At 69.7% G+C, this 23,148-nt stretch carries 22 protein-coding genes; 15 read left to right on the forward strand and 7 right to left on the reverse strand.

Translation table 11 applies throughout. From position 1 onward, the window contains the following. The first annotated feature begins 104 nt into the window (after nucleotides 1-104). Nucleotides 105-1,490: a family 2B encapsulin nanocompartment shell protein gene (locus tag ACFQVD_RS00425; RefSeq protein WP_343961997.1), complete on the forward strand. Its 1,386-nt coding sequence runs from the start codon at nucleotides 105-107 to the stop codon at nucleotides 1,488-1,490. A 112-nt stretch (nucleotides 1,491-1,602) separates the two neighbouring features. Further along, the gene (locus ACFQVD_RS00430) at nucleotides 1,603-2,643 is read left to right on the forward strand and encodes a family 2 encapsulin nanocompartment cargo protein polyprenyl transferase (RefSeq protein ID WP_343962000.1); all 1,041 of its coding nucleotides are present in this window, start codon (nucleotides 1,603-1,605) and stop codon (nucleotides 2,641-2,643) included. Between the two features lie 135 nt (nucleotides 2,644-2,778). Here the strand turns inward: ACFQVD_RS00430 and ACFQVD_RS00435 are convergent, their stop codons facing one another. Both ACFQVD_RS00435 and ACFQVD_RS00440 read right to left on the reverse strand, forming a co-directional pair. After that, complete coding sequence (locus ACFQVD_RS00435; RefSeq protein WP_343962003.1) at nucleotides 2,779-3,930, reverse strand: acyl-CoA dehydrogenase family protein; 1,152 nt, start codon at nucleotides 3,928-3,930, stop codon at nucleotides 2,779-2,781. Between the two features lie 173 nt (nucleotides 3,931-4,103). Next, the gene (locus ACFQVD_RS00440) at nucleotides 4,104-4,844 is read right to left on the reverse strand and encodes a hypothetical protein (RefSeq protein WP_343962005.1); all 741 of its coding nucleotides are present in this window, start codon (nucleotides 4,842-4,844) and stop codon (nucleotides 4,104-4,106) included. Nucleotides 4,845-5,169: 325 nt separating this feature from the next. On the opposite strand from ACFQVD_RS00440, the gene ACFQVD_RS00445 reads away from it, so the two are divergent. The 4 genes from ACFQVD_RS00445 (at nucleotide 5,170) to ACFQVD_RS00460 (ending at nucleotide 9,768) form a co-directional block, all read left to right on the forward strand. Then, a complete protein-coding gene (locus tag ACFQVD_RS00445; protein WP_343962007.1) occupies nucleotides 5,170-6,807 on the forward strand; it encodes an ABC-F family ATP-binding cassette domain-containing protein in 1,638 nt (545 codons plus the stop codon). Nucleotides 6,808-6,893: 86 nt separating this feature from the next. Then, nucleotides 6,894-7,874, forward strand: coding sequence for a LacI family DNA-binding transcriptional regulator (locus ACFQVD_RS00450; RefSeq protein WP_030918816.1), 981 nt, complete (start codon nucleotides 6,894-6,896; stop codon nucleotides 7,872-7,874). 348 nt (nucleotides 7,875-8,222) lie between these two features. Next, on the forward strand, nucleotides 8,223-8,777 hold the full coding sequence (locus ACFQVD_RS00455) for a hypothetical protein (protein ID WP_343962011.1): 555 nt from the start codon (nucleotides 8,223-8,225) through the stop codon (nucleotides 8,775-8,777). Between the two features lie 19 nt (nucleotides 8,778-8,796). Then, nucleotides 8,797-9,768 (forward strand): hypothetical protein, encoded by a 972-nt coding sequence (locus ACFQVD_RS00460; RefSeq protein ID WP_343962013.1) that lies wholly within the window; start codon nucleotides 8,797-8,799, stop codon nucleotides 9,766-9,768. 31 nt (nucleotides 9,769-9,799) lie between these two features. Here ACFQVD_RS00460 and ACFQVD_RS00465 read toward each other — a convergent pair whose 3' ends face one another. Further along, nucleotides 9,800-10,309 carry a hypothetical protein gene (locus ACFQVD_RS00465; RefSeq protein ID WP_343962015.1) on the reverse strand — a complete coding sequence of 170 codons (510 nt, stop codon included), beginning with the start codon at nucleotides 10,307-10,309 and terminating at the stop codon, nucleotides 9,800-9,802. A 128-nt stretch (nucleotides 10,310-10,437) separates the two neighbouring features. Here ACFQVD_RS00465 and ppgK point away from each other — a divergent pair, with 128 nt between their 5' ends. Beyond that, nucleotides 10,438-11,184 carry a polyphosphate--glucose phosphotransferase gene (gene ppgK, locus ACFQVD_RS00470; protein ID WP_343962017.1) on the forward strand — a complete coding sequence of 249 codons (747 nt, stop codon included), beginning with the start codon at nucleotides 10,438-10,440 and terminating at the stop codon, nucleotides 11,182-11,184. Nucleotides 11,185-11,238: 54 nt separating this feature from the next. On the opposite strand, the gene ACFQVD_RS00475 is transcribed toward ppgK, so the two are convergent. The 4 genes from ACFQVD_RS00475 to ACFQVD_RS00490 form a co-directional block, all read right to left on the reverse strand. Beyond that, a complete protein-coding gene (locus ACFQVD_RS00475; RefSeq protein WP_343962019.1) occupies nucleotides 11,239-12,684 on the reverse strand; it encodes a multicopper oxidase family protein in 1,446 nt (481 codons plus the stop codon). Between the two features lie 78 nt (nucleotides 12,685-12,762). After that, nucleotides 12,763-14,592 (reverse strand): sensor histidine kinase, encoded by a 1,830-nt coding sequence (locus tag ACFQVD_RS00480; protein WP_343962021.1) that lies wholly within the window; start codon nucleotides 14,590-14,592, stop codon nucleotides 12,763-12,765. Beyond that, the gene (locus tag ACFQVD_RS00485) at nucleotides 14,583-15,188 is read right to left on the reverse strand and encodes a response regulator transcription factor (protein ID WP_343962023.1); all 606 of its coding nucleotides are present in this window, start codon (nucleotides 15,186-15,188) and stop codon (nucleotides 14,583-14,585) included. The genes ACFQVD_RS00480 and ACFQVD_RS00485 overlap by 10 nt, the downstream gene beginning before the upstream one ends. Before the next feature lie 170 nt (nucleotides 15,189-15,358). Then, a complete protein-coding gene (locus ACFQVD_RS00490; RefSeq protein WP_343962025.1) occupies nucleotides 15,359-16,348 on the reverse strand; it encodes an LLM class flavin-dependent oxidoreductase in 990 nt (329 codons plus the stop codon). A 208-nt stretch (nucleotides 16,349-16,556) separates the two neighbouring features. Here ACFQVD_RS00490 and ACFQVD_RS00495 point away from each other — a divergent pair, with 208 nt between their 5' ends. From ACFQVD_RS00495 to ACFQVD_RS00530, 8 genes are all read left to right on the forward strand, one after another. Beyond that, the gene (locus tag ACFQVD_RS00495; protein ID WP_343962027.1) at nucleotides 16,557-17,000 is read left to right on the forward strand and encodes a 4-carboxy-4-hydroxy-2-oxoadipate aldolase/oxaloacetate decarboxylase; all 444 of its coding nucleotides are present in this window, start codon (nucleotides 16,557-16,559) and stop codon (nucleotides 16,998-17,000) included. Then, a complete protein-coding gene (locus tag ACFQVD_RS00500) occupies nucleotides 16,997-17,311 on the forward strand; it encodes a DUF1932 domain-containing protein (RefSeq protein WP_343962029.1) in 315 nt (104 codons plus the stop codon). The genes ACFQVD_RS00495 and ACFQVD_RS00500 overlap by 4 nt, the downstream gene beginning before the upstream one ends. Further along, nucleotides 17,299-18,264 (forward strand): 4-oxalomesaconate tautomerase, encoded by a 966-nt coding sequence (locus tag ACFQVD_RS00505; protein ID WP_343962165.1) that lies wholly within the window; start codon nucleotides 17,299-17,301, stop codon nucleotides 18,262-18,264. The genes ACFQVD_RS00500 and ACFQVD_RS00505 overlap by 13 nt, the downstream gene beginning before the upstream one ends. Before the next feature lie 68 nt (nucleotides 18,265-18,332). Continuing rightward, on the forward strand, nucleotides 18,333-19,022 hold the full coding sequence (locus ACFQVD_RS00510; protein ID WP_343962031.1) for a VOC family protein: 690 nt from the start codon (nucleotides 18,333-18,335) through the stop codon (nucleotides 19,020-19,022). 115 nt (nucleotides 19,023-19,137) lie between these two features. Further along, nucleotides 19,138-19,806, forward strand: a complete 669-nt coding sequence (locus ACFQVD_RS00515; RefSeq protein WP_343962033.1) for a GntR family transcriptional regulator — start codon at nucleotides 19,138-19,140, stop codon at nucleotides 19,804-19,806. Between the two features lie 172 nt (nucleotides 19,807-19,978). Continuing rightward, nucleotides 19,979-20,173 (forward strand): hypothetical protein, encoded by a 195-nt coding sequence (locus ACFQVD_RS00520; protein WP_343962036.1) that lies wholly within the window; start codon nucleotides 19,979-19,981, stop codon nucleotides 20,171-20,173. Between the two features lies 1 nt (nucleotide 20,174). Further along, nucleotides 20,175-20,354, forward strand: coding sequence for a hypothetical protein (locus tag ACFQVD_RS00525; RefSeq protein WP_343962038.1), 180 nt, complete (start codon nucleotides 20,175-20,177; stop codon nucleotides 20,352-20,354). 287 nt (nucleotides 20,355-20,641) lie between these two features. Further along, a complete protein-coding gene (locus ACFQVD_RS00530) occupies nucleotides 20,642-22,945 on the forward strand; it encodes a glycoside hydrolase family 6 protein (RefSeq protein ID WP_343962040.1) in 2,304 nt (767 codons plus the stop codon). Nucleotides 22,946-23,148: the final 203 nt, after the last annotated feature.

The following is a 23,148-nucleotide window of genomic DNA, read 5'->3' on the forward strand; positions in this document are numbered from 1 at the left end:
GTCAGCATTTTGCCGTTTCTGTTGCGGTTGACTGACGTTTCCTCCTGATTGATTCATGTCTTCGCTTCCCCCGTTGGTACGAGCACGGATCGGTGGTGTGTGTTGTGACGGAGTTCGAGGCTGGCCGGTCGCAGCTGAGTCTGAGTACGGACGCCGCGCGTAACCTGGCGACGACGACCAAGTCGACTCCCCAGATGCAGGAGATCACCTCGCGGTGGCTGCTGCGGATGCTTCCCTGGACGCAGGTGTCGGGCGGCACCTACCGCGTCAACCGGAGGCTGACCTACACGATCGGCGACGGGCGGGTGAGCTTCACCAACGCCGGATCGCAGGTGGCGGTCATCCCCGCCGAGCTGTGCGAGCTGCCCCTGCTGCGCGGGTTCGACGACTCCGACACCCTCGACGCGCTGGCGGGCCGGTTCGTCCAGCGGGAGTTCCGGGCCGGCGACGTGCTCGCCGAGTCGGGGCAGCCGGCCGACGAGGTGGTGCTCATCGCGCACGGCAAGGTCAACAAGGTCGGCACCGGGCCGTACGGCGACGAGATCGTGCTGACGGTGCTGGCCGCGGGTGACCACTTCGGCGACGAGACGCTGGTCGGCACGGACGGCGAGTGGCCGTTCAGCGCGAGGGCGGTCACCAGCGGTACGGCGATGGTCCTGCCCCGGCACGCGTTCCTGGAACTGGCCGAGCGTTCCGAGGAGCTCCAGGCCCACCTGCGGCGGCGGGAGACCGCCACCAGCGGGCCGCAGAACAAGTACGGCGAGGCCGCCGTCGAGGTGGCCGCCGGGCATGCCGGAGAGGCCGACCTGCCGGGCACGTTCGTCGACTACGAGCTCAGCCCGCGCGAGTACCAGCTGAGCGTCGCGCAGACGGTCCTGCGGGTGCACAGCCGGGTGGCCGACCTCTACAACGACCCGATGGACCAGGTCGAGCAGCAGCTCCGGCTGACGATCGAGGTGCTGCGCGAGCGGCAGGAGCACGAGCTGATCAACAACCGCGAGTTCGGGCTGCTGCACAACGCCGACCTCAAGCAGCGGATTCACACCCGCAGCGGGCCGCCCACCCCCGACGACCTCGACGAACTGCTCAGCCGCCGCCGGAGCACGAGCTTCTTCCTGGCACACCCGCACGCCATCGCCGCCTTCGGCCGCGAGTGCAACGCGCGCGGGCTCTACCCGCAGGGCGTCGACGTCGGCGGTAGCGGGGTGCCCGCCTGGCGTGGCGTCCCCATCTTCTCCTGCAGCAAGATCCCCATCACCGACACCCGCACCACGTCGATCCTGGCCCTGCGCGTCGGCGAGGACAACCAGGGCGTCATCGGCCTGCACCAGACCGGCATCCCCGACGAGTACCAGCCCAGCCTGTCGGTCCGGTTCATGGGCATCAGCGAGAAGGCGATCATCTCCTACCTGGTCAGCGCCTACTACTCCGCGGCCGTTCTGGTGCCCGACGCGCTCGGCATCCTGGAAGACGTCGAGATCGGTCACTGAGACCGGGGCACCCGGTCCTGGCGGACGCGTTCTCCCCGGGCCCGCCCGGGCCCGGCACCTCGGCCGTTCTGGCCGCATCGCTTGTTGGAACGGCCGAGTGAGGAAAGCAGGCATGACGACCACTGAGATGAGGACGGACGGGCGGTCCGCGGACGAGGTGCTGACCTGGAGCCGGAACATGGTCGAGGCGACCCTGCGTCCGGCGATCGACACGCTGTCGGCCCCGATGAGGCGCATCGCCGGTTATCACTTCGGCTGGTGGGACGAGCGGGGCCGGCCGTCCACGGCCGGCGGGGGCAAGGCGCTCCGTCCCGCGCTGGCCCTGCTGTCGGCCGAGGCCGTGGGGGGTGCCGCGGCCCTGGCGCTTCGACCGGCGGCGGCGGTCGAGCTGGTGCACGACTTCTCCCTGCTGCACGACGACGTGATGGACGGTGACCGGACCCGCCGCCACCGTCCCACGGCCTGGGCCGTCTTCGGGATCAGCCCGGCCATCCTGGCCGGTGACGCGCTGCTGACGCTGGCCTTCGGCGTGCTCGCGACCGGCGGGCACGCGATCACCGCCGAGGCGACACGGGTCTTCGGCACCGCGGTCCAGGAACTGCTTGAGGGGCAGAGCGCGGACGTCGCGTTCGAGGGACGTCACGATGTCGGGCCGGCCGAGTGCCTGGGCATGGCGGCCGGCAAGACCGGTGCCCTGCTGGGGTGCGCCTGCGGGCTCGGCGCCCTGTTCGGGGGTGGCGGCCCGGAGCAGGTCGAGCACCTCACCGCCTTCGGCAGGGACCTGGGGCTGGCGTTCCAGCTCGTCGACGACCTGCTGGGCATCTGGGGAGATCCCGAGGTGACGGGCAAGCCGGCCCACTCGGATCTGCGCAGCCGGAAGAAGTCCATTCCGGTCGTCGCCGCCCTGACCTCGGGCACCCCCGCCGGGCATGAGCTGGCCGGTCTCTACCACCGGGAGCGGCCGCTCTCCGACGCCGACCTGGTCCGCGCGGCCGAGCTCGTCGAGACGGCAGGGGGGCGGGCCTGGACCCAGCGGGAGGCCGATGAGCTGCTCGCGCGGGCCCTGCGTCACCTGGGATCCGCGGGCGCGCTGCCCCGGCCCGCCGCCGAACTGGCCGCGCTCGCCCGTCTCGTCACCCGCCGCGACCGCTGACCGGGACCGTCACAGGTTCACGTCATCTGCCACGACCGTGCCGGAGCCGTTCCACGGCCCCGGCACGGTCGTGGCCGGGCCGGATGATCCCCGCGGGGCACCCGCGTCCGGATGGCCCCTGACGGCGCCCGCGGCTCAGACGAAGGCGCCGATACCGGTGATCGCCCGCCCCACGATCAGGCTGTTGATCTCGCGTGTCCCCTCGTACGAGTAGATCGCCTCGGAGTCGGCCACGAACCGGCCGACGTCGTAGTCGAGGACGATGCCGTTGCCGCCCAGGATCTCCCGCGCCCATCCCACGGCCTCGCGCATCCGTGCCGTGCAGAACGCCTTGGCCATGGCCGAGTGCTCGTCCTTGTAGACGCCCGCGTCCTGAAGTTGTGCCAGCCGCACCACCATGCCCAGCGAGCAGGTGACGTTGCCCAGCATCCGCACGAGCAGGTCCTGTACGAGCTGGAACCCCGCGATCGGCCGTCCGAACTGCTCACGTGTCTTGGCGTACTCCAGTGCGAGCTCGTAGGCGCCCATCATGCAGCCCACCGCCTGCCAGGCCACGCCTCCCCGGGTCTGCCGCAGGATCGTGGCGGTGTCACGGAAGCCGTTCGCCCTCTCCAGCCGGTTGATCTCCGGCACCAGGCAGTTGGTGAGCGTGATATCGGCGTTCTGCACGGTCCGCAGGGCTATCTTGTTCTCGATCTTCGTCGCGGCGAAGCCGGGCGTGCCCTTCTCCACCACGAATCCCTTGACCTGGCCGTCGGCCTCGTCCTTGGCCCAGACCACGATCAGGTCGGCGAAGGTCGCGTTGCCGATCCAGCGCTTGGCGCCGTTGAGCACCCACACGTCGCCCTCACGCCTGGCCGTCGTGCGCAGCCCCGCCGCGACGTCGGAACCCCCCTCGGGCTCGGTCAGCGCGAACGCCCCGATCTTCTCCATCGCCGCCATCGGCGGCAGCCACCGCTCCCGCTGCTCGTCCGACCCCAGCCGGTCGACGCTGCCCATCGCCAGGCCGTTGTGAACGCCGAAGAAAGTGCCCATGGACGGGTCCACCCGATTCATCTCCAGCACCACGAACCCGGTCAGCAGGCTCCGCGCACCCCGATAGGGCAGGCCCGCGATGTCGAGTTCGGCGAAATCGGGAATCACCTGGTGGGGAAAGTGCGCGTTGGTCCACGCCTCGTTCGCAATGGGTGCGATCTTGTTCGCCATGAACTCCCGCACCCGGAGCAGGATCTCCTTCTCGTGCTTCTCCAGTAGTTCGGAGTAGTCGTAGAAATCACCGGTCGTCATCGTCGCGGCTCCCCTCCGGTCGTCGTGCCTGCTCACCTGCCCAGGAGGTGGGGGATCAACCGGTGACACCACTCACAGACCACGGACCGGGGGTGTCCCTAACGAACCGTCAGAAGACGGCGGCGGAGGCCCGGGTCGCCCCGGGCCTCCGCGTCGGCTGCCGTCAGGCAGGACTACCGGTGGTAGCGGTAGCTGTACACGCGCACCCGGTCGGACCTGCTCCTGCTCTCGGAGAGGTCGTCGGTCCCGTCGAAGACCGCCCGGTACTCACCGCTCTTGGTGGCGCGGGCCCTGGCGTAGAACTCGCCCTTCCGGTTGGTGTCGTCGGCGGTCACGTACTTCCAGGCACTGGAGCCGTGCCTGCGGAAGTAGATCTCCACCTCCTCGCCCCGCACGTTCTTCCAGCGGTGGTCGTCGACCTGGAGACGACCGGTGAAGTAGACCCAGCGGCCCTTGCGGACGGCCTCGGGGCTGGCGGAGAACCGGTAGACGCGGGTCTCGGCCTTCTCCTTCTTCTCGTGCTTGACGGAGAAGTTGACCTGGTCGGTGACCTTCTTGCCGTCCTTGTCGTACGCGTCGGCGATCGCGACCCAGCGGCCCTCGAAGTCGGAGGCGTCGAAGCTGGTCGTGAAACGCCACAGGTCGCCCTGGTGGAGGACCCGGGGCTCGCGCGCGTCCTGGGTGCGCAGCTGGTCGGAGACCGGCTTGAGGCGCAGTTCGACGCGCTCGGCCTCGGTGGTGCGGACCTCGATGGTGACCCTCGTGTCGTCGTCACCCTGCACGACGACCGGGTTGGGGTTGACGCTGTCGATGCGCACACTGAGGGCGACTCGCTCCGCGGAGGCCGTTCCGGCGGACATGAGCAGCGAGCCGCTCACGGCCGCGGAGAGCAGGCCGATGGCGATTCGTTTCATCAAGATTATTTCCTTTTCTCCCCGTTGTTGGAGGCAGCCGGGAGTGACCGCCTCCTCTCCATAAGACGGCCTAGAAGTAAGTGATGTTGCCCTAAATCGCAAAAAAAGTAGGTTTAAGTACCCGTAAGGTAATGCTTTTCTGCGGGAATAGCCAGGTCAATAGCTGATCGCCGGCACCCGAAAAAATTTCCAACAAAAGGAGATATGTCTGATTTGTCGGGAATAGGGGTCGCGGTGGCGTGTGGCGCCCTCCGGCCGGACCGGCTTTCGAATCAGACATATCGGGCATGGCATCGCGGCCGGTGAGGGCGGATAACGTTTAGGCATGAGTGCCACCATCGTCGCCAAGGATCTGGCCGCCGGACACGGCGACCGAGCGCTTTTCACCGGGCTCGACCTGGTGGTCGCCCCGGGCGACGTCGTCGGGCTGGTCGGGGTGAACGGCGCGGGGAAGTCCACCCTGATGCGGATCCTCGCCGGGCTGCTGCCACCCGAGCACGGTTCGGTAAGGCTCAGCCCGCCCTCGGCGTCGGTCGGCTACCTGCCGCAGGAGCGCGAGCGCCGGGCGGACGAGACGGTCGCGGACTTCCTGGCCCGCCGCACCGGGGTGGCCGCCGCGCAGCGCGCGCTGGACGCCGCGACCCAGGGGCTGGTCGAGGGCCGTCCGGATGCTGACGACGAGTACGCCGTGGGTCTGGAGCGCTGGCTCGCCCTGGGCGGTGCCGACCTGGAGGACCGCGCGGGGGAGGTGGTCGCCGAACTCGGCCTCGCCGTGGAGCTCGACCGGCCGATGACGGCGCTCTCCGGGGGGCAGGCGGCGCGGGCGGGCATGGCCTCCCTGCTGCTCAGCCGCTACGACGTCTTCCTGCTGGACGAGCCCACCAACGATCTCGACCTGGAGGGGCTGGAGCGGCTGGAACGCTTCGTCACCGGTCTGCGCGCCGGGACCGTCCTGGTCAGCCACGACCGCGAGTTCCTGGCCAGGACCGTGAACCGGGTCGTCGAGCTCGACCTCGCCCAGCAGTTGATCCGCCTGCACGGCGGTGGTTACGAGGCGTACCTCGCCGAGCGTGAGGTCGCCCGCCGGCACGCCCGCGACGAGTACGAGGAGTACGCCGGCACCGTCGCCGCCCTCAAGCAGCGCGCCGGGATCCAGCGTGCCTGGATGGAGAAGGGCGTCAAGAACGCGCGGCGCAAGGCGCCGGACAATGACAAGGTCGGCCGCAACTTCCGTACCGAGACGACCGAGAAGCAGGCCGCGAAGGCCCGCCAGACCGAGCGGATGATCGAGCGGCTGGAGGAGGTCGAGGAGCCCCGCAAGGAGTGGGAGCTCCGGATGGAGATCGCGGTCGCCCCCCGCTCCGGAGCCGTCGTCGCGACGCTGCGCGAGGCCGTGGTCCGGCGCGGCGCGTTCACCCTCGGCCCGGTGAACCTGCAGATCGGCTGGGCCGACCGGGTGGCGGTCACCGGTGCCAACGGCTCGGGCAAGTCCACGCTGCTCGCCGCGCTCCTGGGCCGGACCCCGCTTCAGGAGGGAGCCACCTCACTCGGTCCCGGCGTGGTCGTCGGCGAGGTGGACCAGGCGCGCGGGCTGTTCCTCGGTGACGAGCCCCTGGTGGACGCCTTCGGGGCCGCCGTGCCCGACATGGTCCCCGCCGAGGTCCGTACGCTACTGGCCAAGTTCGGGCTGCGCGCCGCGCATGTGCCGCGCCCGGCCGTCACCCTGTCGCCGGGGGAGCGGACCAGGGCGGCGCTGGCGCTGCTCCAGGCGCGCGGGGTGAACCTGCTCGTGCTCGACGAACCGACCAACCACCTGGATCTGGCCGCGATCGAACAGCTGGAGTCCGCGCTCGCCTCCTATCCCGGTACGCTGCTGCTGGTCACCCACGACCGCCGGATGCTGGACGCGGTGCACACCACCCGGCGCATCCACGTCGACGCCGGCCGGATCACCGAGAGCTGAACGGGACGGCTGCCGGCCCCTTGACTCTTGACGTAACTTTCGCAAGTTTACGCAAGTAATTGCTTCTCTTGCCTTATAGTTTCATCATGACGCGACGGCTTGCAGAAGTGGCCAAGAAGGTCGGGATGAGCGAGGCGACGGTCAGCCGCGTGCTCAACGGGAAGCCCGGGGTGTCCGAGGCGACCCGCGAGGCCGTTCTCACCGCGCTCGACGTGCTCGGCTACGAGCGGCCGACCCAGCTGCGGGGGGACAGGGCGAGGCTGGTCGGGCTCGTCCTCCCCGAGCTGCAGAATCCCATCTTTCCCGCTTTCGCCGAGGTGGTCGGCGGGGCGCTGGCCCAGCAGGGGTTCACCTCCGTGTTGTGCACCCGCACGCTGGGCGGCGTCTCCGAGGCGGAGTACGTCGACCTGCTGCTCCAGCAGCAGGTGTCGGGTGTGGTGTTCGCCGGGGGCCTGTTCGCCCAGGCGGACGCCTCGCACGAGCACTACGAGTTGCTGCGGGAGCGGCGCCTGCCGACCGTGCTGGTGAACGCCGCGGTCGCGCATCTCGCCTTCCCGCAGGTCTCCTGCGACGACGTGGCCGCCGCCGAGATGGCGCTGGGCCACCTGCGGTCGCTGGGCCACGAGCGGATCGGCATGGTGCTCGGCCCTCCCGATCACGTGCCCTCGCGGCGCAAGCTGGACGCGGCGGGGCTCGACCCGGAGTTCGTGGAGCACACCATGTTCTCCCTGGAAGGCGGGCACGCGGCGACGGCGAGACTGATCCGCAAGGGCGTGACCGGCGTCATCTGCGCCAGCGACGTGATGGCTCTGGGGGCGATCAGGGCGGCCCGCAGGGCGGGACTCTCCGTGCCCGGTGACGTCTCGGTGATCGGCTATGACGACTCGGCGCTGATGAACTGCACGGACCCGCCGCTGACCACGCTGCGCCAGCCGATCGACGCGATGGGGCGCGCGGTCGTCGATCTGCTCGCGGCCCAGATCGACAAGGCGCTGGTCCCGGCCGACGAGCTGCTGTTCGAGCCCGAACTGGTGGTCAGGGCCTCGACCGGCCCGGTGAAACGCTGAGGGAACCCGCCGTTTCGACAATCTTTTGTTGCTGGTTTTCTTTTTTGTGTCAAAGGGTTGCGGGAGAGTGCTTCAAAACAGGAATTCAGTGTTCGGGAATTTCTGAAATTTGCACTTCAAGCGTTCGTCTCCACTGCCGATCGGCCCATCGGAGGGCGATGCGCTCACTCTGGGGCGTCGTGGGGCTTGTCTGGCACTTTGGTGGTTACCCGGCCATCTACGGGCCGCCCTTTTACCGTTTCGGCCACGCTGCGTAGTTGTTGATCTCTTAAGGTGATCGCAGCGGGTGTGGAAGATCCATTACTTGCTCATCCCCCCGAAGACTCCGTCATTCGGAAGGAAGAGACCTTGGGTAAGAGATTCGCCGCACTCACCTCGGCGGGGGCGGGCGCCTTGCTGTTCATCCTGGCGGTACCGGCGGTGGCGGAAAACAACGCCAACACCATCGTCACGTTCACTGTGTCGCCGGGAACCCTGGACATCACCGCGCCGACCGGTCCGATCAACCTCGGCTCCGCTGCTCCGGCCAGCTCGATCACCGGGCAGATCGGCCCGGTGTCGGTCTCCGACACCCGCGGCGGGGCCAGCTCGGTCTGGACCGCCACGGTGTTCGCCACGGACTTCACCGTCGGCTCCCTGACCGTTCCCTTCGCCGCGGTGCAGTACTGGTCCGGTCCGGAGACCGCCACCACCGGCGGCGGTACCTTCACTCCCGGCCAGCCCACGGCAGGCGACGCTGTCGCGCTGACCGGTACGGCGGGGACCGCCGTGACGGCCTTCAGCCACACGGGGGGAACCGGCGGTAGCACGGCCACCTGGAACCCCACGCTGATCGTCAACGTCCCCATCACGGCCGAGGTGGGCACCGACTACAGCGGGACGGTGACACATCAGGTGGCGTGACCGGTTCGCTGGAGCGTTCATGCCGACGCTGCTGGCCGCGCTGTTCTCCAGCGCGGCCGGCGCGAGCCCGGTCACCGCCGACCCTCATGGCACGATCGGCATCCGCCTCCTTGAGGCGCCGGTCAGCCACCGCAACGACCCACGCGCGCTCTCCTACATCGTCGACCATCTCAATCCGGGCACCACCATCCAGCGAAAGCTGGAGGTTTCCAACACCTCCAGGAGGACCCAGCGGATCCGCCTGTATCCGGGCGGTGCCGACATCGTGCGGAACACTTTCAGCGCGCCGCCGGGCCAGGTCCGGAACGAGCTGGCGAGCTGGATATCACTCGACCGCCCCTCGATCGACGTGGCACCGGGCGGCAAGGAGGTCGCGCAAGTAAAGATCACAGTGCCGCCCGCCGCCTCGCGTGGCGAGCGGTACGGCGTCGTCTGGGCGGAGACCGTTGCCGAATCCAACGCCGCCAGGCCCGTGCGTGTCATCAATCGTGTCGGAATCCGTGTCTACCTCGACATCGGGCCCGGTGGCGACCCGCCCTCGGACTTCCGGATCGAGAATCTGACACCCATGCGCGGCCCGGACGGCAGTCCGCAGCTGGCGACACTGGTCCGTAACACCGGTAAACGGACGCTGGACATGAGCGGGACGCTCGCATTGTCGGACGGGCCGAGCGGTCTGCAGGCCGGGCCCTTTCCCGCCGATCTGGGGGTCACGCTGCTTCCGGGGTCCGCCGCTCCGGTGATCGTGACCCTGGACCCGCAGGTGCCGGCGGGGCCCTGGAAGGTGAAGCTGACGCTGATGAGCGGCATGGTGAAACGGGCGGTCACCGCCACCATCACCTTCCCCGCGACGGGCACGGGCTCGCCCGTCACGCCCGACCAGGACTACCTGCCCATGGCGGGGCTGATCGCGGGACTGGTCGTACTGCCCGCGACGGCACTCGGATTCATGGTGCGCCGCAGGCGCCGGTCCGCCTCCCCGGTGAGCTGACGTTCCCACCGGGAAGGCGTCCGGCCGCCGGTCACTTCGCGACGTAGAGGACCTTCCAGGTGCCCGCGTACAGGCAGTTCAGCGAGGGCTTGGCGGCCTTGGCCTCCGAACAGACCTTCAGTTCGAGCTGGTAGAGGTCGCGCTGGGTGAACGTGAACGACTTCGGAGTGCCGTACGAGCAGTCGACGACACTGCGGTGCTTGAACGGCAGGTTCCCGTCCGCGGTCCGGTAGGTGAGGCGGAAGACCGCCCAGCCGCAGGAGGACCCCCTGGTCAGGTCGTAGACCTTGCCGGAGACCCGGCTCGTCGCGGCGGCCGGGATGTCGGCGTGGTCCTCGCCGGAGACCGTCAGCGAGCCGTGCGTCTTGGCCTTCCGGCCGGGAGCGTACTTGACGCCCCACTGGATGGTGCGCTGGGTGGCGCTCTCCGCGGCCGTCGTGCCCTCGCCGGCCGGGCCGGTCGCGGCCTGGGCGGCCACCGGAGTGATCGATATGAGTGCGGCGGCGAGGGCGAGTCCTGTCAGGGAACGGGTGATCGTCATGGGAGGGGTTCCTTTCCGGCTGCGATGCCCACAGTCTGAGACGAGGTGCTTTCAACCGGGTTGACCGCCATCTGCAAGCGAGTATCAGCCGCCTGTCGGAGGGAAGGGGGTCGGCAGGAGGTGCGTACATGGAAGCGCTGGGAATCGACATCGGCGGGTCGGGGATCAAGGGCGCGCCGGTGGACGTCGCCACGGGGCGGCTGACGCGAGAGCGGTTGCGCGTTCCCACACCGAAGCCCGCCAAGCCCAGAGCGGTGGCCGAAGTGGTGGTGCGGATCGTCCGGCACTTCGGCTGGGACGGGCCGGTGGGCGTGACCTTTCCCGGAGTCGTGGTCGACGGGGTCGCCGGCTCGGCCGCCAACGTGGACAAGGACTGGATCGGCACGAACGTGCGAGAGCTGTTCTCCGCGGAGACCGGCCTGCCGACGACGGTGCTCAACGACGCCGACGCGGCGGGCCTGGCCGAGGTGGAGGCGGGGGCGGCCAGGGGCAGACCGGGGGTGGTCATGCTGCTGACCTTCGGCACCGGGATCGGCAGTGCCCTGCTCATGGACGGCCGTCTGGTGCCCAACACCGAGCTCGGCCATCTGGAGATCAGGGGCAAGGAGGCGGAGAAGCGTGCCTCCGACCACGCACGGGAGGCACACGACCTCGGCTGGAACGAGTGGGCCGACCGGGTGGCCGAGTATCTCGAACACCTCGAGGTGCTCTTCTCTCCCTCGCTGTTCGTCATCGGCGGCGGGGTCAGCAAGAAGGCCGACAGGTTCCTGCCCCGGATCAGGATACGCACCCCGATCGTCCCCGCGGCCCTCCAGAACGAGGCGGGCATCGTGGGCGCGGCCATGGCGGCCTCGCGGAAGCAGTCGTCGGGATGACGGCAGGCACGCGGCCGGAGTCTCGGCCGGGCGGCTTCCGCGACGCGGTCGGCGCTACAGGTGGTGGGCGGCGATCGTGCGGGGCACCTGGTTCGCGGTGCCGGGCGGCACGATCACGAATTGCCCCATCATGCCGGAGTCCTCGTGCCGGAGGATGTGGCAGTGATACATGTACGGCGTCCCCGGGTCCGTGAACCGCCCGAACTGGACGGCCAGCCGCACCGTGCTCTTCGACGGCACGTACACCGTGTCCTTGTGCCCGCTCGCATACCCCGCCGGCTTCTGCCCATCCACGTCGATCACCTGAAACGCCACCTCGTGAATATGAAAGTTATGGGGGTAAACGGTGTTCTCAACCTCCCAAATCTCGACGGCCCCGGCCGGAACCACCTCGTCGATGCGCGACATATCCATCTCCTTGCCGTTGATCGCATCGTGCCCGTTGAGCCGGAATCGCCGTACCGTGGCATTCGACGGCACCACGATCGGCGCGGGCGCGCCGGCCAGGCGGCCGGGCAGCCGGGGAGAGGCGGTCAGCCGCGGCGCCGCGACAATCTTCAAAAGGTCGAAGTCGCCCTCGTCGATGTCGTCGGAGCCCGAGACCGTACGCAGCAGAACCTGCTCCCCGGCCGTGAAGGCCACGACGACCTCCACCCGCTCACCCGGCGTGAGCGAGACCCGCTCCACCTCGACCGGAGCGGCCAGCAGCCCGGCATCGCCGCCGACCACGTGAAACGAGCGGCCGTCGGCGAACGTCAGGTGATACATCCGCGCGTTCGACCCGTTGAGGATCCGGAACCGCACCCGCTCGGTCCCCACGTTCAGAAAACCCCTGTGTGTGCCGTTGACCAGCATGTGGTCACCCAGGATGCCGAAGGTGCCCTTCAACGGGTCACCGGTCGGCGAGCCGTCCTCCGCGAGGTTCTTGTCCTGCAGGATGAGAGGAATGTCATCGACCCCATATCGCGAGGGAAGCCCCGCCTCGCCCCGGTCGTCATCGACGATGAACATGCCGGCGAGGCCCCGGTAGACGTGTCTGGCGGTCTGACCGTGCGGGTGCGGGTGGTACCAGGACGTGGCGGCGGGCTGGTCAATGGTCCAGTGCGGGTTCCAGGTCGCGCCCGGTTCGATCGGCTGGTGCGGACCGCCGTCCATTTTCGCGGGCAGCCGCATCCCGTGCCAGTGCACGGTGCTGACTTCGTCCAGCCGGTTGGTGACCGTCATCCGGATCTCGTCGCCGCGGGCCGCCCGGATCGTCGGCCCGAGGAGCGGGCCGTTGAACCCCCAGGTCTCGACCGGCCTGCCGGGCAGGAACTCGCTCAGGCCGCGCCGCATCGTCAGCGTGAATCTCCGCGTCCCGTCCTTGTCCACCTTGGGGTCGAGCAGAGGTGGAACGCGCAACTCGGTGCGGAAGGTGGTCGGATCGCTCGCGGAGGCGGAGCCGCAGGCCGAGGCGAGGCCCGAGAGCGCGGCGGCCGCGAGGAACTGTCGACGGTTCATGGTCCCCGGTTGGTCTGTCGTGTCGGTGTGGCGGACCAACTGTGCGGCACCGGGCGCTTGCCCGCACAGTCGCCGGGGTCACCTCGTGGGCGTGAGATTCTCATGATCGACCGGGGTGCGGGCGAGGAGTTCGAAGCGGTCGCCGGTCCGGGTGGTGGTGAGCTCGCCGCCGACGGCGGCCAGGCGGGCGCGCAGACTGCGCAGTCCCGTGCCGGGCCCGTCGGACACGGGGGCGGACACGGGGGCGGCGCGGTCGTTGGCCACGCGCAGCCGTACGCGGCCGTCCTCGACGGCGATCTCGATCACGCACTCGTACGGGGTGCTGTGCCGGAGCACGTTGGTGACCGCCTCGCGCAGCACCACCGCGAGCACGGGCTCGGCCGGCCCGGTCACGGGAGCGGCGTCGATCCGTACGGTGGCTCCCGCCGACTCCAGCACGGCTCTGGCGGAGTCGGTCTCCGCGGCCAGCGACAGGCGCCGGTCCGGTGCGCTCAGCCGGGCGGTGTCCGAGAGCGCGGTCCGCGCCGACTCCGTCACCCGTTCGAGCTGTTCCGCCGCCCTGCCGGGATCCGTGCCGAGCAGCCGCAGTGCGAGCTCGCCGTGCAGGACGATCGCGGTGAGGCCGCGGCCGAGCAGGTCGTGGACGTCTCTGCCCACCTGGAGCCGTTCGCGCAGGGCGGCCACCTCGACGAGCTCGGCCCGGGTCTTCCTGAGCTCGGTGACGAGGGCGGCCAGCCGGGTCAGTCCGTAGACCGTCAGGGCGGTGGCGAGGGTGCTGCAGAGCTGGTACGCGGCGACGCCCGGGCCCCGGGTGGACCAGGCCTCGAGGGCGGCGATGCCGCAGATCGCCATGGACAGCGGCCATGACACCGGCGTCCGCAGGTAGAGCAGGACGACCCCGGCGAAGAACCCCGACACGACGAGCCCGGACGCGTTCCCCTGCAGGAGCGGCGCGTGAATGGTGAGCGCCTGAGCGGCCAGCGTCCAGGCAGGCCCCCTGGGCCGGGTGCCCGCGCGCAGTGCGGCCAGGTGCCAGAACTGCAGACCGAAGGTCACGGGCAGCAGGACCAGGTAGCCGGCGTCTCCGGAGCCGGGATCGAGCCCCTCGTCGGCGACGAAGTTGAACAGCGACTGCCCGATGAACAGCACGTGCGTGATGACGAGGATCGGCGTGGCCAGCCGGAGGATCCGCGTGTCGTCGTCGCGGGACGGGACCGGGATCGCCTCTTCGACGGCCGGCAGGGATCGGACCCGCTCCAGGGCCTCCCGCGCGACGGCGACGGCCCGGCGGATCGCTCCTCGCGCCGCCTCCGCGTCATGTTCGCGCCGGGCCCTCCGGGCCAGCCGCTCGACGGCGGACACGCTGCTCACGACCAGGCCGTGGACGTACCCCCACAGCCGTAGCCGCTCGACCTCTCCGGCCCTGGCGGCCAGCTCCGACCGCTCCCGCCGGACCCGGTCCAGCAGGTCGGTGAGGCGGCTGAGACCGTACAGCATCAGGCCGACGTTGAGGGGGGCGACGACCGCGTAGTAGACCTGCACGGGCGCCAGGTCCAGCGCGACCGCCAGGGTGCCCTCGACGAGCGCGATCAACCCGAAGAGCGACCATGCCCAGGGACCGCTCACCACGAGCAGGACCGAGGCGGCGACGAACCCCGAGCCGCCGGCCCGCCAGCTCTCGGCCTCGGCCAGCAGGGGCAGGTAGTTCAGCACGGCCTGCGCCGGCAGGAGCACGGGGGCCGGGCGCCGCCCGCCTCGGAGCGAGATCGGCAACTGGAGTGCGGCGACGGCGATGACGCTCGCCACGGTCAGCGGGCCGGACGTGGTCTCGCCGAGGTGGAAGGTCACTCGCAGCAGGCACAGCAGGCAGATGAACCCGGCGAGCAGGCGGGCCGGGCTCAGAGCCAACCGGCGCCCTGGGCGATCCGTACGGCGTGCAGCCGGTTGCGGGCGTGCAGCGTGGCGACGATCGCGGTGAGGTGGTTGCGTACGGTGCCGGCGGACAGGAACAGCGCCTCGGCGATCTGCTCCACGTCCTCGCCGTCGGAGAACCTCCGCAGCACCTCCAGCTCGCGCGGCTTGAGCGGGCTCTCGGCCGCCTCCAGCGCGGCCACGGCGAGCTGGGGATCGACCACCCGCTCGCCCGCCGCGACCTTTCTGATCGCGTCGGCGAGCTGGTCCGGCGGGGCGTCCTTGAGCATGAACCCGGACGCCCGCCCGGCGAACGCCTTGCGGACGTTCGCCGGGCGGGCGAAGCCGGTGACGATCAGCACCCGGCATCGCGGCAGTCTTCTGCGCAGCTCGGCCGCGGCGGTGAGCCCGTCGACGCCGGGTAGCTCGACATCGATCACGGCCACGTCCGGCTCATGCTCCAGCGCCATGGGCACGATCTCGTTGCCGGTGGCGGCCTCCGCGACCACCTGGATGTCGGGTTCGAGCCGGAGCAGCGCGACCAGTGCCCCGCGGACCATGTGCATGTCCTCGGCGAGCAGAATCCGGATCATCCATCGCCCCTACCGTCAGGATTCCAGCTGCGCCTCCCATTTCTACCATCTCTGGAGATTTTCATTTTGGATCATGAAGAGCCGGTGCGAGCCCGGCTGCGGTCCGGCGGTTGACGTCGCGCTGCCGCCGGGCTCAACGGGGCCCACGCCGCCGCCGAACGTGTCGAACGTCAGGTGGCGAGGAGGCCGCGGGCTTCCGCGAGGAGTTCGAAGGAGCGCAGCCAGGCCTTCCGGTCGGGGGAGGCCGAAACGGTGATCAGCTCGTCGGCCTGGAACTTCTCGGCGAAGCGGTGGAGATAGTCCGTCACCTCGGCCGGGGTGCCGATGGCGGAGTAGGTGGCCATCTGGAGGATCTGCTGCCCCGCGGGGGAGGCGAGGATGCCGTCCGCCTCCTCCGGCGTGAACTTCCGGCCCCGGCCGAGCAGCAGGCTGACCCGGCTGCGCTTCATGGCCAGGAAGTGCTCCTGCGCCTCGGCCGTGGTGTCGGCCGCGAGGACGTTGACGCCGGCGATGACGTACGGGCGATCGAGCTGCCGGGACGGCTTGAACTCGCGCCGGTAGAGCGAGACGGCGTCCTGGAGCGCGTTCGGCGCGAAGTGGGAGGCGAAGGCGTACGGCAGCCCGAGTGCGGCGGCGAGCCTGGCTCCGAACAGGGAGGAGCCGAGGATGTACAGCGGCACGTCGGTGCCCTTGCCCGGCGTCGCGTCGACGCCCGGGATCCGGGACTCGCCGGTCAGGTATCCCTGCAGTTCCAGGACGTCCTGCGGGAAGTCGTCCGCGGCCATCGGGGTGCGGCGCAGGGCCCGTGCGGTCTGCTGGTCACTGCCCGGCGCCCGGCCGAGACCCAGGTCGATGCGCCCGGGATGCAGCGTTTCGAGGGTTCCGTACTGCTCGGCGATGGTCAGCGGGGAGTGGTTGGGGAGCATGACGCCGCCGGCTCCGAGGCGGATCGTCCGGGTGTGCGCGGCCACGTGGGCGATGAGGACGCCGGTCGCCGAGGACGCGATGGTGGGCATGTTGTGGTGCTCCGCGTACCAGATCCGCCGGTAGCCCCACTCCTCCGCGCGCTGGGCCAGGGTCACGCTGGCCCGCAGGCTGTCGGCGGCCGTCTCTCCCTCGCCGATGTACGCCAGATCAAGGATGGAGAGCGGAGGAGCCATGGGGAGCAAGCCTTTCGTCGCGGGGAGGGAGGAGCGCGCCCCCCTTCGAGTGCTGTTCAACGGCGCCGGCGCTGCGGTTATTTCAGCGCCGTGCACCGGGCGGGGCACCGGGATCCACCGCCCGGTTGTCCGCAAGGATGGTTAGGGATATTGTTGACAATTTCGTAACTAATTAAGTTGGCGGCTCGGGTGCCATTCCGGTGGACTGTTGGCGATCAAGCGGACGGCCGGGCCGGGTCGCCGTCTCGCCGCGTCCCTGCTCTCCCGCGGAGTGGTGGGGCTCGTGACGGACGCCGGTGTGCGCGACATCGCCGCCCTGCGAGAGATGGGGTTCCCCGTCTGGGCACGCGCCGTCTCGGCGCGGGGCACCGTCAAGGCCACCCCCGGGTCCGTCAACGTGCCCGTCGTCTGCGGTGGTCAGGTGGTGCGGCCCGGCGACGTCGTGGTCGCCGACGACGACGGGGTCATGTGCGTGCCCGCCCGGTCGGCGGCGGAGGTGCTGGCCAGGTCACGGGCCCGGATCGCGGCCGAACACGACAGGCGCGCGGCCCTGCGGTCCGGCGTGCTCGGCGTCGACATGTACGGCCTGCGCGAGGTGCTGACCCGGCTGGGCGTCGAGTACGTCGACGAACACCCCGAGGGCGCCCTGTGAAACCGCGCGTCGCCTTTCTCGGACTCGGCGAGGCGGCGGCGCGCAAGTTGCTGCGCAGCATCGTGGTCAAGGGCCTGACCGCCCTGATGGTCGAGTCGCTGCGGGTGGCGGAGTCGCAGGGGCTGGGGCGGTGGTGCTACGACCATCTGGTCGACACCCTGACCGGGCTCGACGGTGCCGTGGTCCGCGGGCTTCTCGACGGCACCGTGGCGCACAGCGTACGCCGCGTGGCCGAGATGGAGGCGGCAGCCTCGATGCGGAGGATCTGCCCGCCGACCAGGCCCGCCGCGACGACCTGCTGCTCCGGCTGATGGGCTCGCCAGACGCCGGGCAGGTCGACGGGATCGGCGGCGGTCACCCGCTGACGAGCAAGGTCGCGGTGGTGTCGCGCTCGGCCGATCCGCAGGCCGATGTCGACTGCCTGTTCCTGCAGGTGCAGGTCACCGAGGCCCGGGTCTCGGCACAGCAGACGTGCGGCAACCTACTGGTCGGCGTCGCGCCGTTCGCCATCGAGCGCGGACTGATCCCGGTGGACGGCGACACCACCCGGGTGCGCGTCCGGATCGTCAACGGCGACGGTGTGGCCACCGCCACCGTGGACACCCGTGACGGCCGGGTGAGGTACGCGGGCAGCACGCTCATCTCGGGCGTGCCCTTCGCCTCGGCGCCGGTGACCCTCGATTTCGAGGGTACGGAAGGCTCCGTGTGCGGCAGCCTGCTGCCCACCGGGTCGGTGCGGGACCGGATCGCCGGCGTGGAGGTGACCTGCGTCGACAACGGCATGCCCGTCGTGCTGATGGCGGCCGAGGCGCTCGGGGTGACGGGATACGAGTCGCCCGCCGAACTGGAGGGCGACGCAACGCTGAGGGCGAAGGTCGAGGAGATTCGCCTCCAGGCGGGCCGGCTCATGGGACTGGGCGACGTGCGCGCGACCACGGTGCCCAAGATGTCACTGGTGGCCGCCCCCCGCGACGGGGGCGCCATCTCGACCCGGACGTTCATCCCGCACCGGGTCCACACCTCCATCGGAGTGCTGGGCGCGGTCTCGGTCGCCACCGCCGTACTCCTTGAGGGCTCGGTCGCCACCGGGATAGCGGTGAGCGGGCCGCCGGGAGACGTCCTGCGGATCGAGCATCCGACCGGCTTCTTCGACACCTCGATCGAGGTGTCGGGCAGCGGAGCGCGGCTGCGCGTGCACCGGTCGGGGGTGCTGCGCACCGCGCGCAAACTCTTCGACGGCCTCACCTGGCCGCGCCAGACCTGACCACCGGCCCGCGGTCGTGATTTCCAGTACGAGGCCGCCGTGGGCCCCACCTACCCCGAGGAGATCCGATGCGGTCAGAAGCGTTCCGCGACATCGCCCATGTGGGATCCGTCGAGCTTTTCACCTCGGTGCCGGAGGAGACCCGCGACTTCTTCGTCGACCTGATGGCGATGAAGGAGGTCCACCGGGAGGGTGACTCGATCTACCTGCACTCCTGGGACGACTACGAGCGGTACACGGTGAAGGTCACCGGCAGGGATCGCGCCGGCGTCGGCCGTACGTTCCTGCGGGCGGCCCGCAGGCCCTGCGGCGCAGGGTCGAGGCCATCGAGGCGGCCGGCTTCGGCGCCGGGTGGAGCGAGCGACGGTGAGGTCGCCGCCATCTGGTACTCGGTCTGCGACAAGTCCTACGACATCGTCTACACCGCCGACCGGCGCGGCGCGCGAGGGCGCCTGCACCATGTGGCGTTCGCGACCGACACCCGGGAGGACATCCTGCGGGCCGCCGACGTCTTCCTCGAGGCCGGCATCCACATCGAGACCGGTCCGCACAAGCACGCCATCCAGCAGACGTTCTTCCTCTATGTCTGGGAGCCCGGCGGCAACCGCGTCGAGCTGTGCAACGCCGGTGCCCGACTGATCCTGGCCCCCGACTGGGAGGTCGTCACCTGGACCCAGGCCGAGCGCGCCAAGGGGCAGGCCTGGGGGCTGAAGACCATCGACTCGTTCCACACCCACGGCACCCCCGTGATCGAGTGACGCGCCCGGCATCCCCGGAGGCCCGAAGGCGTACAGATCATGTCGCCGGCTTCGGAACCTATAATGTTGACGCCTTCAGTTGCCGCCCTACGGTGACCGAAACGGGAGGAAGGGCATGGGAGCGGACGATCTCCAAGATCTGGTCGCGAAGATCCGCCGCTCGGTGCTGACCGGGCAGTTCACCGCAGGGCAGCGCCTCATCGAATCCGAGCTGTGCGACTTCTACCAGGTCAGCCGGTCCACCGTGCGGCAGGCGCTGCGTGAACTCGTCGCCGACGGCCTGGTCGAGGTGCAGCGCAACAAGGGGGCACGCGTCCGCACGATCTCCACCGCCGAGGCGGTGGAGATCACCGAAGTGCGGATGGTGCTGGAGGGCCTGCTGGCGGCGAAGGCGGCGGAGCGGGTGACACCCGAGCAGGCCGAGAGACTGCTCGGGATCAAAGAGGCGATGCGCGAGAGGGTGGCGGCACACGACCCGCTGGCCTACTCGGATCTCAACGCCGCACTGCACGCTCTCATCCAGGAGATCGCGGGGCAGTCGACCGTCCGGAACATCCTCGTCCGGCTGCAGGGCCAGCTCGTCCGTCACCAGTTCCGGCTGTCGCTCCAGCCCGGGCGGTCCGCCGTCTCCCTCGATCAGCACGAGAGGATCGTCGATGCCATCGTCGCCGGTGACCCGGCCGGCGCCGAGGCCGCGATGCGGGCACACCTACGTGACGTGATCACGCAGATCTCGCGATTCCAGAGCCCCGACGTCGACGTGGCGGTGCTCGCCGAAGCCTGATCCGGCACGCACATCCCAGGCCTGTTCCCGGTGTCCAGGCCCGTTTCGGCATGCCCACGCGAAGGTTCGCCCAAACTGCTCACAAGCTTGGTTCTTCGTTTGGTGAAAAAATCGTTGACAATCGCGTACATGATTTATAGCGTCATCCTCATCAAACGGACAAAGAGTTGACATGACCACCACACTCATCGGCGCCGCCGCGCGCCCCGAGACCCCGACCGCGCTGCTCGACGTACGTGACCTGCGCAAGGTGTACGGCGGCGGGAACCGCAGCGTCGAGGCGGTCCGCAACCTGACCTTCAGCATCGCGCCCGGCGAGCCGGTCTGCATCGTCGGCCCCTCCGGGGCGGGAAGACCACCCTGCTGAGATGCGTCGCCGGGCTGCTGGACACCGCCTCGGGCAGGTGGTGCTCGAAGAGGTCGCCGTCGACCTGCCGGACGATCGCGACCAGCTCACCACCCGCTCCCTGCCCCGCTTCGCCGAGCTCCGGGCCCACGTCTACGAGCTCATCCAGCGCGCCAAGCGCGGCGACCGCCCCGCCGGCTGAGCGGGGCGGCACACTGTGCCCTAGACGGTGTCTTTTCGGCCGCGGTGACCGGATGGGGGTCCGGGCGGACGCGGTGGGCGCACGCGGCGGGCAAGGAGATCCACGCACCATTCCGGACCGGCCGCAGACAGGGCTCTGAAACTTTCATCGGGTTCGAAACCCGTTCGGTGAGGTCAGAGGCCGGGGCGGCCCTAATTCAGGGGCTCCGACGTGCAACAAGCTGTACACACGGGTGAAACATCCGGACTATGGGAGCGCTCCCACCATCGTCCTGGAGATGATCACGCATGAGAGTCAATTCGCGTCGCCACGCCTGGCGTAATCGGGCGGCGACCACGGCGGCACTGCTGGTGGCCGCCGCCGGCCTTGCCACCGGGCAAGCCGCCACCGCGCACGCCGCAGTCGCCTGCGACGTCGCCTACACGACCAACGACTGGCAGGGCGGCTTCACCGCGAGCGTGACCGTCAAGAACCTCGGTGACCCGCTGACCGGCTGGACCCTCGGGTTCAACTTCCCGACGACCACCCAGCAGCTCACCCAGGGCTGGAGCGCCACCTGGGCGCAGAGCGGCCAGGCCGTCACCGCCAAGAACCTGGACTGGAACGGCAACCTGGCCACCGGCGCCTCGACCAGCATCGGCTTCAACGGCAACTGGTCCGGTACCAACCCCAAGCCGACCTCCTTCACGATCAACGGCGTGGCCTGCGGCGGGACCACCCCCGGAAACCAGCCGCCCACGGTCAGCCTGACCAGCCCCGCCTCGGGCGCCTCCTACCAGACCGGTGCCGCCGTGCCGCTCACGGCGACCGCCAGTGACGACGGCGCGGTCAGCAAGGTCGAGTTCTACGTCGACGGCACGCTGGTCAACACCGACACCACCGCCCCCTACTCCTACTCCGCCACGGGCCTGGCGGCCGGTTCCCACACCGCCAAGGCCAAGGCGTACGACAACGCCTCCCCGGCGCTCTCCACCGAGACCGCCGCGGTCCCCTTCACCGTGGCCGGCACCTCGACCCCGTCGATCGTCGCCTCCCCGACCTCCGTCAGCGTCCCCGAGGGCGGCTCCGCGACCGTCGGTTTCAAGCTCAGCCAGGCACCGAGCGGCAACGTCACGGTCAACCTGAGCAAGACCGGTGACAGCGACATCACCATCTCGCCCTCCACGCTGAGCTTCACCACCGCCAACTGGAACACGGCGCAGAACGTGACGGTCTCGGCTGCCCAGGACGCCGACCAGACCAACGGCACCGCCACCATCACGGCCGCCGCCAGCGGCCACACCGGCGCCACGGTCACCGCCACCGAGGCCGACGACGACGGCAACCCGCCGACCGGCGAGCACGTCGACAACCCGTACACCGACGCCACCGGTTACGTGAACCCCGACTGGTCGGCCAAGGCCGCCGCCGAGCCGGGCGGCAACGCGGTCGCCAAGATCTCCACCGGTGTGTGGCTGGACCGCATCGCCGCCATCGCCGGCTCCTCCTCGGCCATGGGCCTCCGCGCCCACCTGGAGGAGGCGCTCCGCCAGGACGCGGCCAACGGCAGCAAGCCGCTGACGATCCAGTTCGTCATCTACAACCTGCCCAACCGGGACTGCTCGGCGCTGGCCTCCAACGGTGAGCTGCTCATCTCCCAGAACGGCCTGAACCGCTACAAGACCGAGTACATCGACCCGATCGCCGCGATCATGGCCGAGCCCAGGTACGCTGCCCTGCGGATCGTGTCGATCATCGAGATCGACTCGCTGCCCAACCTGATCACCAACCTCAACGTGGCCAAGTGCCAGGAGGCCAAGGACAGCGGCGCCTACGTCAACGGCGTCCGCTACGCCCTGGACAAGCTGCACGCGATCAACAACGTCTACACCTACATCGACGCCGGTCACCACGGCTGGCTCGGCTGGGACACCAACTTCGGCCCGTCCGCCGACCTGTTCGCGAGCACCGTCTCCGGCACCGTCAAGGGCTTCGACAGCGTGGACGGCTTCATCACCAACACCGCCAACTACTCGGCGCTGAAGGAGCCCCACTTCACCATCAACACCCAGGTCAACGGCCAGACCGTCCGCCAGTCCAGCTGGATCGACTGGAACTTCTACGTCGACGAGCTCTCCTTTGCCCAGGCCTTCCGGAACACGCTGATCCAGAAGGGCTTCAAGTCGAACATCGGCATGCTGATCGACACCTCCCGCAACGGCTGGGGAGGCTCGGCCCGTCCGGGCGCCGCCAGCACCTCCACCGTCCTGAACACCTTCGTCAACGAGTCGAGGGTGGACCGCAGGATCCACGCCGGCAACTGGTGCAACCAGAGCGGTGCCGGTCTGGGCGAGCGTCCGCAGGCCAGCCCCGCCGCCGGTCTGGACGCCTACGTCTGGATCAAGCCCCCGGGTGAGTCCGACGGCTCCAGCAAGGAGATCCCGAACAACGAGGGCAAGGGCTTCGACCGGATGTGCGACCCGACCTACACCGGCAACGAGCGCAACGGCAACAACATGAGCGGCGCCCTGGCCGACGCGCCGATCTCCGGCCAGTGGTTCTCCGCCCAGTTCCGTCAGCTGCTGCAGAACGCCTACCCGGCGCTCCCGTAGCCCGCTGAACCCGGGTCCCGCCCCCGCGGGACCCGACCTGCGAAGCTCCGCCGCCCCCGTCGGGGGCGGCGGAGCCGTTCTCTTTTCCGGCAGGGGCGGATATTGGGATGCGGGGAGGCGGCGGGTCGGGCAGCATGAACGGTTGGGGCTTCACACGGGGGCCTTCGAAGGGCACGCGTGAGCCGTCAGGCGCGGGCCGAAAG

Source organism: Streptosporangium amethystogenes subsp. fukuiense, from assembly GCF_042665875.1.
GTDB classification, from domain to species: Bacteria; Actinomycetota; Actinomycetes; order Streptosporangiales; family Streptosporangiaceae; genus Streptosporangium; species Streptosporangium fukuiense.

Bases quoted from the DNA above. Each gene is read 5' to 3' on its own strand.
- ACFQVD_RS00430 (WP_343962000.1), top strand. From the start codon at position 1,603: ATGACGACCACTGAGATGAGGACGGACGGGCGGTCCGCGGACGAGGTG.
- ACFQVD_RS00435 (WP_343962003.1), bottom strand. From the start codon at position 3,930: ATGACGACCGGTGATTTCTACGACTACTCCGAACTACTGGAGAAGCAC.
- ACFQVD_RS00440 (WP_343962005.1), bottom strand. From the start codon at position 4,844: ATGAAACGAATCGCCATCGGCCTGCTCTCCGCGGCCGTGAGCGGCTCG.
- ACFQVD_RS00445 (WP_343962007.1), top strand. From the start codon at position 5,170: ATGAGTGCCACCATCGTCGCCAAGGATCTGGCCGCCGGACACGGCGAC.
- ACFQVD_RS00450 (WP_030918816.1), top strand. From the start codon at position 6,894: ATGACGCGACGGCTTGCAGAAGTGGCCAAGAAGGTCGGGATGAGCGAG.
- ACFQVD_RS00460 (WP_343962013.1), top strand. From the start codon at position 8,797: ATGCCGACGCTGCTGGCCGCGCTGTTCTCCAGCGCGGCCGGCGCGAGC.
- ACFQVD_RS00465 (WP_343962015.1), bottom strand. From the start codon at position 10,309: ATGACGATCACCCGTTCCCTGACAGGACTCGCCCTCGCCGCCGCACTC.
- ppgK (WP_343962017.1), top strand. From the start codon at position 10,438: ATGGAAGCGCTGGGAATCGACATCGGCGGGTCGGGGATCAAGGGCGCG.
- ACFQVD_RS00475 (WP_343962019.1), bottom strand. From the start codon at position 12,684: ATGAACCGTCGACAGTTCCTCGCGGCCGCCGCGCTCTCGGGCCTCGCC.
- ACFQVD_RS00485 (WP_343962023.1), bottom strand. From the start codon at position 15,188: ATGATCCGGATTCTGCTCGCCGAGGACATGCACATGGTCCGCGGGGCA.
- ACFQVD_RS00490 (WP_343962025.1), bottom strand. From the start codon at position 16,348: ATGGCTCCTCCGCTCTCCATCCTTGATCTGGCGTACATCGGCGAGGGA.
- ACFQVD_RS00510 (WP_343962031.1), top strand. From the start codon at position 18,333: ATGCGGTCAGAAGCGTTCCGCGACATCGCCCATGTGGGATCCGTCGAG.
- ACFQVD_RS00515 (WP_343962033.1), top strand. From the start codon at position 19,138: ATGGGAGCGGACGATCTCCAAGATCTGGTCGCGAAGATCCGCCGCTCG.
- ACFQVD_RS00520 (WP_343962036.1), top strand. From the start codon at position 19,979: ATGACCACCACACTCATCGGCGCCGCCGCGCGCCCCGAGACCCCGACC.
- ACFQVD_RS00525 (WP_343962038.1), top strand. From the start codon at position 20,175: ATGCGTCGCCGGGCTGCTGGACACCGCCTCGGGCAGGTGGTGCTCGAA.
- ACFQVD_RS00530 (WP_343962040.1), top strand. From the start codon at position 20,642: ATGAGAGTCAATTCGCGTCGCCACGCCTGGCGTAATCGGGCGGCGACC.